This is a genomic window from Actinomadura sp. KC06, from assembly GCF_004348735.1.
Taxonomy (GTDB): Bacteria; Actinomycetota; Actinomycetes; order Streptosporangiales; family Streptosporangiaceae; genus Spirillospora.
The window spans coordinates 21015-29394 of the sequence record NZ_SMKT01000111.1 but is presented as its reverse complement, the minus strand read 5'-3'; the positions used below and the strand labels follow the sequence as shown (position 1 = coordinate 29394).

Annotated in this window: 9 protein-coding genes; 4 read left to right on the top strand and 5 right to left on the bottom strand. The window is 67.5% G+C overall.

Annotated elements, in window-relative coordinates; genetic code table 11:
* Positions 1-322 precede the first annotated feature (322 nt).
* From E1287_RS29290 to E1287_RS46425, 3 genes are all read left to right on the top strand, one after another.
* Complete coding sequence (locus tag E1287_RS29290) at positions 323-1189, top strand: helix-turn-helix transcriptional regulator (protein WP_165969230.1); 867 nt, start codon at positions 323-325, stop codon at positions 1187-1189.
* Between the two features lie 12 nt (positions 1190-1201).
* A complete protein-coding gene (locus tag E1287_RS29285) occupies positions 1202-1408 on the top strand; it encodes a DUF397 domain-containing protein (protein WP_131968449.1) in 207 nt (68 codons plus the stop codon).
* Between the two features lie 83 nt (positions 1409-1491).
* Positions 1492-1626 carry a hypothetical protein gene (locus E1287_RS46425; RefSeq protein ID WP_279507238.1) on the top strand — a complete coding sequence of 45 codons (135 nt, stop codon included), beginning with the start codon at positions 1492-1494 and terminating at the stop codon, positions 1624-1626.
* A gap of 37 nt (positions 1627-1663) precedes the next feature.
* Here the strand turns inward: E1287_RS46425 and E1287_RS29275 are convergent, their stop codons facing one another.
* Complete coding sequence (locus tag E1287_RS29275; RefSeq protein WP_131968445.1) at positions 1664-2098, bottom strand: DUF6196 family protein; 435 nt, start codon at positions 2096-2098, stop codon at positions 1664-1666.
* A gap of 471 nt (positions 2099-2569) precedes the next feature.
* Between E1287_RS29275 and E1287_RS29270 the strand changes: the two genes are divergently transcribed.
* Positions 2570-3223 carry a hypothetical protein gene (locus E1287_RS29270; RefSeq protein ID WP_131968443.1) on the top strand — a complete coding sequence of 218 codons (654 nt, stop codon included), beginning with the start codon at positions 2570-2572 and terminating at the stop codon, positions 3221-3223.
* Between the two features lie 75 nt (positions 3224-3298).
* On the opposite strand, the gene E1287_RS44005 is transcribed toward E1287_RS29270, so the two are convergent.
* The 4 genes from E1287_RS44005 to E1287_RS29255 all read right to left on the bottom strand — a co-directional run bounded on the left by E1287_RS44005 (position 3299) and on the right by E1287_RS29255 (position 8259).
* Positions 3299-3451 carry a hypothetical protein gene (locus E1287_RS44005; protein ID WP_165969229.1) on the bottom strand — a complete coding sequence of 51 codons (153 nt, stop codon included), beginning with the start codon at positions 3449-3451 and terminating at the stop codon, positions 3299-3301.
* A 95-nt stretch (positions 3452-3546) separates the two neighbouring features.
* The gene (locus E1287_RS29265; RefSeq protein ID WP_131968441.1) at positions 3547-4737 is read right to left on the bottom strand and encodes an MFS transporter; all 1191 of its coding nucleotides are present in this window, start codon (positions 4735-4737) and stop codon (positions 3547-3549) included.
* A 202-nt stretch (positions 4738-4939) separates the two neighbouring features.
* Positions 4940-5944 carry a ribonucleotide-diphosphate reductase subunit beta gene (locus tag E1287_RS29260; protein WP_243719512.1) on the bottom strand — a complete coding sequence of 335 codons (1005 nt, stop codon included), beginning with the start codon at positions 5942-5944 and terminating at the stop codon, positions 4940-4942.
* Positions 5935-8259 (bottom strand): ribonucleoside-diphosphate reductase subunit alpha, encoded by a 2325-nt coding sequence (locus E1287_RS29255; protein WP_243719511.1) that lies wholly within the window; start codon positions 8257-8259, stop codon positions 5935-5937. Before E1287_RS29255 ends, E1287_RS29260 begins: the two co-directional genes overlap by 10 nt.
* Between the last annotated feature and the right edge of the window lie 121 nt (positions 8260-8380).

Genomic DNA, 8380 nt, shown 5'->3' with positions numbered 1-8380 from the left:
CCCATCGTCTCCTGCAGAAGCCGCCGCGCCGCCGCCGGCCCCCGCTCGTCCTCCGGCAACCGCCAAGCACAAACCCCACCCGGCGAAAGCCGCTCCCCACCCTGACACTCCATGCGTCACACCTCCCGGCCGTGATCACGATGTGTGTGCATCGCGTCACATGTCGTACGGACGGCTAGATCCTGACTCACGGGAAGCTAAGATGCAATCCCGTTTAGAAAACTCACATGAGATGACCGAGTTGGACTGTGTGTGCCGGTTTCACCACGCAAGGTGACTTCGGGAGTGGACAATGACCACGGAGAATCGAGGAGGTGCCTCCATGCCACGCCCCGAAAGCCCGACCGTCCGCCGCATCATGCTGGGCATCCGCCTCCGCGCGTTGCGGACCCGCGCAGGCGTCACGGCGGACGACGCGGCCCATCACATCGCCCGGACGGACTCGACCATCAGCCGGATGGAGACCGGGCAAAGCTCCGTGCCCGCCCGTGTCCTCGAACGACTCGTGGACCTGTACGGCGCCACCTCGGAGGAGACGGCCCAGCTGACCGAGCTGGCCAAGGCCGCACGTCAGCGCGGCTGGTGGCAACGCTACGGCGAAGTCCTCCACCCCGGCTTCGAGCTCTACCTCGGCCTAGAAGCCGAGGCCACCGAGATGCACGCTTACGTCAGTGAGTGGGTGCCCGGTCTCCTCCAGACAGCGGAGTACGCTCGCGCGGTTCTGTCCGTCGAACCGCGCCCACCTGCCGACGAAGAAATCGAAGCGCGTGTCGAAGCTCGTCTCGCTCGCCAGGCGATTCTGAGCGGAGATGATCCACTTCACTACTGGGTCGTCCTCGACGAAGCTGTTCTACGCCGTGCCGTCGGCAGTCCGCAGATCATGGCTGACCAGTTGGGTGTCCTTGTTTCCAAGGCCCGTCAACGCAACATCAAGCTTCAGGTCCTGCCATTTTCGATCGGAGCTCACCCCGGGACGTGCGGTTCGTTCACGCTGCTCACCCTGGACTTGGGAGACGCCGCCGTTTCCGAGTACGCCTACATCGAGAACCGCGCAGGAGCACTGCTCATGGACAAGCTGCCCGAGATCGAGACTCATCGGCTGGCGTTCGATTCTCTGCGGGCCCAGGCATTGAGCCCGCGTGACTCGGCCGCCATGATTGAGAAGATTGCCGCAGAGTGGAACGACTAGGAGATTGAGCCGATGAAAGACCGTAACCCCTCCCTCATCTGCTGGCGCAAGAGTTCCCACAGTGGCAGCACAGGCGGTGACTGCGTCGAGGTTGCCGGTATGGGCGACACGAAGGCAGTACGGGACTCCAAGAACCCCCACGGCGGCCACCTGACCCTGGAACACGACCAGTGGGCCACCCTGATGACGCAAATCAAACAGGGCGCCTACGACCTCTGACGCAGGAGGAGCAGTGACCAGGGCCAGCCTTGGAAGAGTCATCTTTCGCAAGAGCAGCCAAAGCGAGGGGGCCAACGGTTGCGTTGAAACCTGCGTCCGAGACTCTCGTCACCTGGTCCGGGACTCCAAGAATCCCCAGTGGTGGCGTACTGGCCGTGGAGCGGGACGTGTGGGTCGAGCTGATGTCACAGATCAAGCAGGGCGTCTACGACCTCTGACCATGACCACGCCAGGGTTGGCGTGATGGACGAGTCCTCAGTGGGCTCGTAGCGTCTCGACTACTGCGATGGCCTGATCCAGCAGATCGATGGGGCAGCCCCAGTAGTCGTAGATGCCGCCACGGGCGCGGTTGCTGCCGCAGACAACGAATACGCCGGTCCCCAACTCGGTCTTGAGGTGGGTGGCCAGCCAGCCGACGAAACCGCTGTTGTCCGCTTGGTCGGCGAAGTGGAAAGAGAAGATTCCGAAGCGTTCGATGCCGTCGCCCTGCTGGGTGAGCGGGGCCAGGCGGCTCCAGCTCTCCTGGTCTCGAACGACCGCAAGCGTTTCAGGGGTGAGCGCCGGCGGCTGGTCGGCCGGAGACTCCTCAAAACACCAGACGCCGTCGTGTACGACGAGATCAGCCTGGGTGATCACACGGCGTAGCCGCTGTTCTGTCTGTTCCGCAGTCTCCATGCTCACACTGACCATCAGCGAGACTCCTCCATCTGTGAAGCCGTGATCCCCCGTAACACCCTGTCCGTCTCGTCTATTTCGGCCAGGCCGGGACGGCGGGTCCAGGTCTGGGTCATGGGCCTGAGCACGGCGGCCGCCGCAAGGCCCTTTTCGACAAAGTCGAAAACTCGCCATATCAACGGGGAAGGGCGATTGAATCGGCGTTAATCCGCTGGGATACTGTCCGCGTTTTGATCGTTCTCAAGGCGCATTCCCCCTCGGTCGTGGCCATTTGACCGTTCCATAATGTGCGGAACGTTGGTCATGAGCAGGGCGGATATCCCCAATGTTCGGGACCGGCCGCGGGCGTGCGGCCTCGTCCGCGCGCGGTCGGTGGACGCCGGGCGAGGGAGAGGTGGCGAAGTCATGATCGGTTCGGATGACGGCCGGGGGCTCGCGGGGGCGTTCAGAAGGGTCGCGCGGGCTTCCGCGGTGCGGGTGGCGGCCGTGAGCGCGCTCGCGCTGCCGCTGGCCGCGTGCGCGACGCCGCCCACCACCAGGGAGATGTTCGGGGAGTACGTGCGGTCGACGGACGTCGTCGGCGACGAGTTCCAGAGCGCCAACAGCCAGGCCCGGGTGGCCAATTTCGCCAGCATGGGGTCGCCGGAAGAGCTCATCGGACGGCTGATGGCGCCGCGTCCCTGCGATGCGTCCGGTTGCGTCCGGCCGTGGCGGGAGGGCGGTTCCAGCAAGCCGCCGGCCGGGTTGGACGCGGCGCGGGCGCTTTCCGGGCCGAACGGAAAGGTCTACGAACGCAAGATCCTGGTCAAGCGGGACGACGACAAACTCGAACTCATCTCGCTGTACCTGGTACACAAGGCCGACGGCACCAAGCTGCTGGTCGATTCAAAGAAGGAGCAGCACACCGGTGGCCTGAACGGCTTCCGGGAGAACAACGATGTGCTCGGTTCCGACGATTTCATGCTCGTGACCCGCGACATCACCGCCGTGTCGGGCAAGAGCGAGATCGTGGTCGTCTCCGGCCATACTTCCCCGAGCCGGAAACCGTGGTTCATCGGCGGCGGCATCTTCCTGTTGGCCGTTGCCGCGCTCTGGGTGATCGTGCGCCGCGTCCGCAAGGCTCGTTCGGCCGGTACATAAGGGCTGGCAGTCGAAGGCCCGCCCCTCAACGGGACGGGCCTGATCGTGGGTCATCGGTGACGGTCGCCACCGGGGTCAGTGGCGGGAACCGCCGCGGACCTTGGCCAGCAGGCGGCGGGCCTTGGCCTGGGTGCGCGGGTCGCGGGCGAGTCGTTCCGCCTTGGCCCGCGCCTTCTGGCCTTGCGGGCTCCGGAGAAATCTCTTAATCCGGTCGATGATGGAAGCCATCGTTCTTCCTCCTCGGCCTTGCTATGACAGTTCAACGTCTGCCCACTCTGGAAAGTTCGGAACCGTCCCAGAGGTGCGGAACATCATCCTCCCTGTTAGGCGCGCCGCGTACTCCACACGGCCAGGAATGTGAGAACGGTCAGCGCGGCCCCGAACCACAGCACGGCGGTGGCGGACGCGCCGTTCACGACGAAGCCGCCGAACAGCGCGCCGAGCGCGATGGCGAGGTTGAACACGACGGTGTTGAGGGCCGTGGCCGCCTCGGCGTGGTCGGGAGCCGCCTTCAGGATCCACATCTGGACGGTGACGGGGACGCCGCCGAACGCCAGACCCCACAGGATCAGCAGGGCGATCCCGGTGACGGCGGTCGCGCCGAGCAGCGGGAACAGCGCCAGGACGGCGGTGAGCAGGATGCTGACGGCGGCGATGGTGACGCGGACGTTCTTCCCTGCGGCGGCTCCGCCGATGAACGTCCCGGCAATGCCGGCGGCGCCGAACAGGAGCAGCAGCGGGCCGATGAGGTCCTCATCGATGCCGGAGACGTCCTGGAGGACGGGGCTGACGAAGGTGTAGGCCGCCATGTGCCCGGTGACCAGGAGGAACGTGGCAATGGTGGCGCCGCGTACGAACGGGTTCCCGAAGAGGGAGAGCAGCGCGCCGAGGCGGATGGAGCCGGTGGCGGGGATGCCGGGCAGGAGCAGGAACAGCGCGGCGACGGCTAGGAGACCGAGGCCGGAGAGGGTGAGGAACGCGATCCGCCAGTCGGTGAGGCCGCCGATCAGCGTCCCGGCCGGGACGCCGAGGACGTTCGCGGCGGTGGCCCCGCCGAAGGCGATCGAGGTGGCGCGGGCAACGTGGCCGGACGGGACCAGCCGGACGGCGATCCCCGCCGCCAGCGCCCAGAACCCGCCGATGCTGATCCCGACCAGGAAGCGGGAAGCGAGGAGCACTGGGAAGTTCGGGGCGAGGAAGGAAAGGAGGTTGGCAACCACCATGAGGCTGATCAGGGCGAGTAGGACGGTGCGGCGGTCCAAGCGTCCGATCGCGACCGGGACCAGCAGCGCGCCCGCGGACGCGACGAGTCCCGGCACGGTGACCATCAGGCCCGCGGTCCCTTCGGATACCCCGAGGTCACCGCCGATGGACGTCAGCAGGCCGACGGGCAGCTGCTCGGCCGTCACCACGAGGAACGTCCCCACCGCGACGGCCAGCACGGCCAGCCAGCGCTTGACGGACACGTGCTCGGCGGCGGCCTCGGCCGATGCGGGTGGTTCGACGCGGTTCATCGCTGCACACTCCCAACTCAAGGACATCTGCTCAACGTCAAGTAGATGAACGTTAAGATTTATTCCATTGAGAGTACCGAGATACGCGGGATGCGCAACGGGCCGTCGAGCGGAGCTCGTCCGTTGAATGGCGGCGGGTGGGGGCTGGAGGACGGTCCGGCTCCGGACCAACGTCCGGAGCCGGGCCGCCGCCCCTAGTGGGTCAGAACGCTTCGTCCAGCGAGACGCTCCCCTCCACGCCGATCTGGTACGCCGAGACGCGCCGCTCGAAGAAGTTCGACAGCTCCTGGACGTCCTGCAGCTCCATGAACGCGAACGGGTTCGCCGTCCCGTAGCGGGCCGGGATGCCGAGCCGGACGAGCCGCTGGTCCGCGACGTACTCCAGGTAGGTGCGCATGTCGTCCGCGCTCATCCCGGGCAGGCCGTCGCCGCACAGGTCCCGCGCGAAGTCGAGTTCCGCCTGGACGGCCTCCTCCAGCATCCGCGTGACCTGCTCCGTCAGCTCGGCGTCGAACAGTTCCGGCTCCTCGGCCCGGACGGTGTCGACCACGGAGAACGCGAACTCCATGTGCATCGACTCGTCCCGGAACACCCAGTTGGTTCCGGAGGCCAGGCCGTTCAGCAGCCCGCGCGAACGGAGCCAGTACACGTAGGCGAACGCGCCGTAGAAGAACAGGCCCTCGATGCAGGCAGCGAAACAGATCAGATTCAGTAGGAACGCGCGGCGGTCTGCGGCGGTGCGGAGTTCGTCCAGGGAACCGAGCGAGTCGATCCAGCGGAAGCAGAACTCCGCCTTGGAGCGGATGGACGGAATGTGCTCGATCGCCGCGAACGCCTTAGCGCGCTCGTCCTGGTCTGGCAGATAGGTGTCGAGGAGGGTCAGATAGAACTGGACGTGCACGGCCTCCTCGTAAAGTTGCCGCGACAGGTACAGCCGCGCCTCCGGGGCGTTGACGTGCTTGTACAGGTTGAGCACCAGGTTGTTCGCCACGATCGAGTCGCCGGTGGCGAAGAACGCGACGAGCCGGTTGACCAGGTGCACCTCGGCGGGCGTCAGGCGAGCGAGGTCCACGAGGTCGGACGCGAGATCGACCTCCTCGACCGTCCACGTGTTGCGGATCGCGGCGCGGTAGCGCTCGTAGAAGTCGGGGTAGCGCATGGGCCGCAGCGTCAGGTCCATGCCCGGGTCGAGCAACATCATTGGCATGCCTCGCAGGTCTCGGGGTTCTCCAGGGAGCACACGGCCGCCGCGACCGTCGCCTCAGCGGCCGCCGTTCCCGCGACCGTCGTCTGCGCGATCCGCGTGGCCGGACGCGACCGCAGGTAGTACGTCGTCTTGAGGCCGCTCCGCCACGCGTAGGCGTACATCGAGGAGAGCTTTCCGATGGTCGGCGTCTCCATGAACAGGTTCAGCGAGTGCGACTGGTCGATGTACGGGGTGCGGGCGGCGGCGAGGTCGATCAGCGCCTTCTGCGGCAGTTCCCAGGCGGTCCGGTAGCGGGCCAGCATCTCGTCCGGCAGGTCGACCAGGCCCTGGACGGACCCGTTCGCCTTCTTGATCGCCTCCCGGACGGCCGACGTCCACAGCCCGAGCGACTTCAGATCGTCCACCAGGTAGCCGTTGATCTGCAGGAACTCGCCGGACAGCGTCTCGCGCTTGAACAGGTTGGACACCTGCGGCTCGATGCACTCGTAGCAGCCCGCGATGGACGCGATCGTGGCGGTCGGCGCGATCGCGATCAGCAGCGAGTTGCGCAGCCCGACCTCGGCGACGCGCGCCCGGACCCGCTCCCATTCGGCGGGACGGGTCGGCGCGGCGTCCGGGAAATGGTCGAGATGGAGCTGGCCGCGGGCGGTGCGCGTCCGGTCGTAGGAGGGCAGCGGGCCGTGCACGGCGGCGAGGTCGGCGGACGCCTCGTAAGCCGCCAGCGCGATCTCCTCCGAGATGCGCGTCGACAGCTTGCGGGCCTCGTCGGAGTCGAACGGCAGGCGGAGCGTGAAGAAGACGTCCGCGAGACCCATCACGCCCAGGCCGACCGGACGCCATTTGCTGTTCGCTGCCTGCGCCTCTGGCGTGGGGTAGAAGCCGCGGTCGATGGTGCGGTCAAGGAACCGGATGGCGGTGCGGACGGTGCCGCGGAGCCGTTCCCAATCCATGCCGGACGGGCCGACATGCGCGGCGAGGTTCACCGATCCGAGGTTGCACACGGCCGCCTCGCCGTCGCTGGTCACCTCCAGGATCTCCGTGCACAGGTTCGACAGGTGGACGGTCTGCCCCGGCTCGGCCGTCTGGTTGCAGGCGCGGTTGGCGGCGTCCTTGAACGTCATCCAGCCGTTGCCCGTCTCGGCGAGCGTCCGCATCATCCGCCCGTACAGCTTGCGCGCCGGGAGCTGCCGGACGAACCGTCCCGCCTTCTCCGCCGCCCGATACGCCTCGTCGAACGGGTCGCCCCACAGGTCGGCCAGCTCGGGGACCTCCTTCGGGTCGAACAGCGACCACGTCCCGTCCTGCTCGACGCGGCGCATGAACTCGTCCGGGATCCAGTTGGCCAGGTTCAGGTTGTGGGCGCGGCGCGCGTCCTCGCCCGTGTTGTCGCGCAGCTCAAGGAACTCTTCGACGTCGGCGTGCCACGGCTCCAGGTACACGCACGCGGCGCCCTTCCTGCGTCCGCCCTGGTTGACGGCCGCGACGGACGAGTCGAGCGTCCGCAGCCACGGGACGATCCCGTTGGAATGCCCGTTGGTACCGCGGATCAGCGACCCGCGCGAGCGGACCTTCGTCCAGGAGATCCCGATGCCGCCCGCGTACTTGCTGAGCCGCGCCACCTGCCCGTACCGCTCGTAGATCGACTCCAGCTCGTCGCGCGGCGAGTCGAGCAGGAAGCAGGACGAGAGCTGCGGGCGGCGGGCCGCGGAGTTGAACAGCGTCGGTGAGCTGGGCAGATACGACAGGGTGCTGAGCAGCCCGTACAGCTCGGCGGCCTCGTCCACGTCGTCGGACAGGCCGCACGCGACGCGGAGGAGGAAATGCTGCGGACGTTCCAGGACGAGCCGCGATTGCGGATGCCTCAGCAGATAGCGGTCATAGAGCGTCCGAAGTCCGAAGTACTCGAAGCGGTCGTCCGCGGACTCGTCGATGAGGGCGTTGAGCGCTGACGCGTTGGCGGCGACGAACGCGGCCGGAGCATCCGCGAGCAGACCTTCCCGATGCGAGGCGGCGACCGAGTCGGCGAACGTCCGGACCCCGGCGGACGCCGCCTCGTCCCGTATCCGCAGCCCGAGCAGCCGAGCCGCGACCTTGGAGTATCCGGGTTCGGCGGGGACCAGCGCGCTCGCCTCGCCGATCACAAGGTCGCGCAACGCCGCCGCGTCCAGCCCGGCGTCCGTTCCCGAGCGGACGGCCGCCAGCACTCGTGCCGCGTCGACGTCAGGCACCCCATCGCAGGCGACCTCGACCTCCGCGGCGACCTCCGTGAGCGCCGCCGTGCCCGGCTCCACCCGTACGGCCAGGTCCTGTGTCACGTGCTCTCCCCTCGCAGCCGCCCCGCGGACGGCATGCGAACGGGACGCGACATCACACGCCGCGCTCCGCCCCCGGCCCACCCGCGAAGCCTGGACGTGTTGGTCTGGGGGACGACCCCCA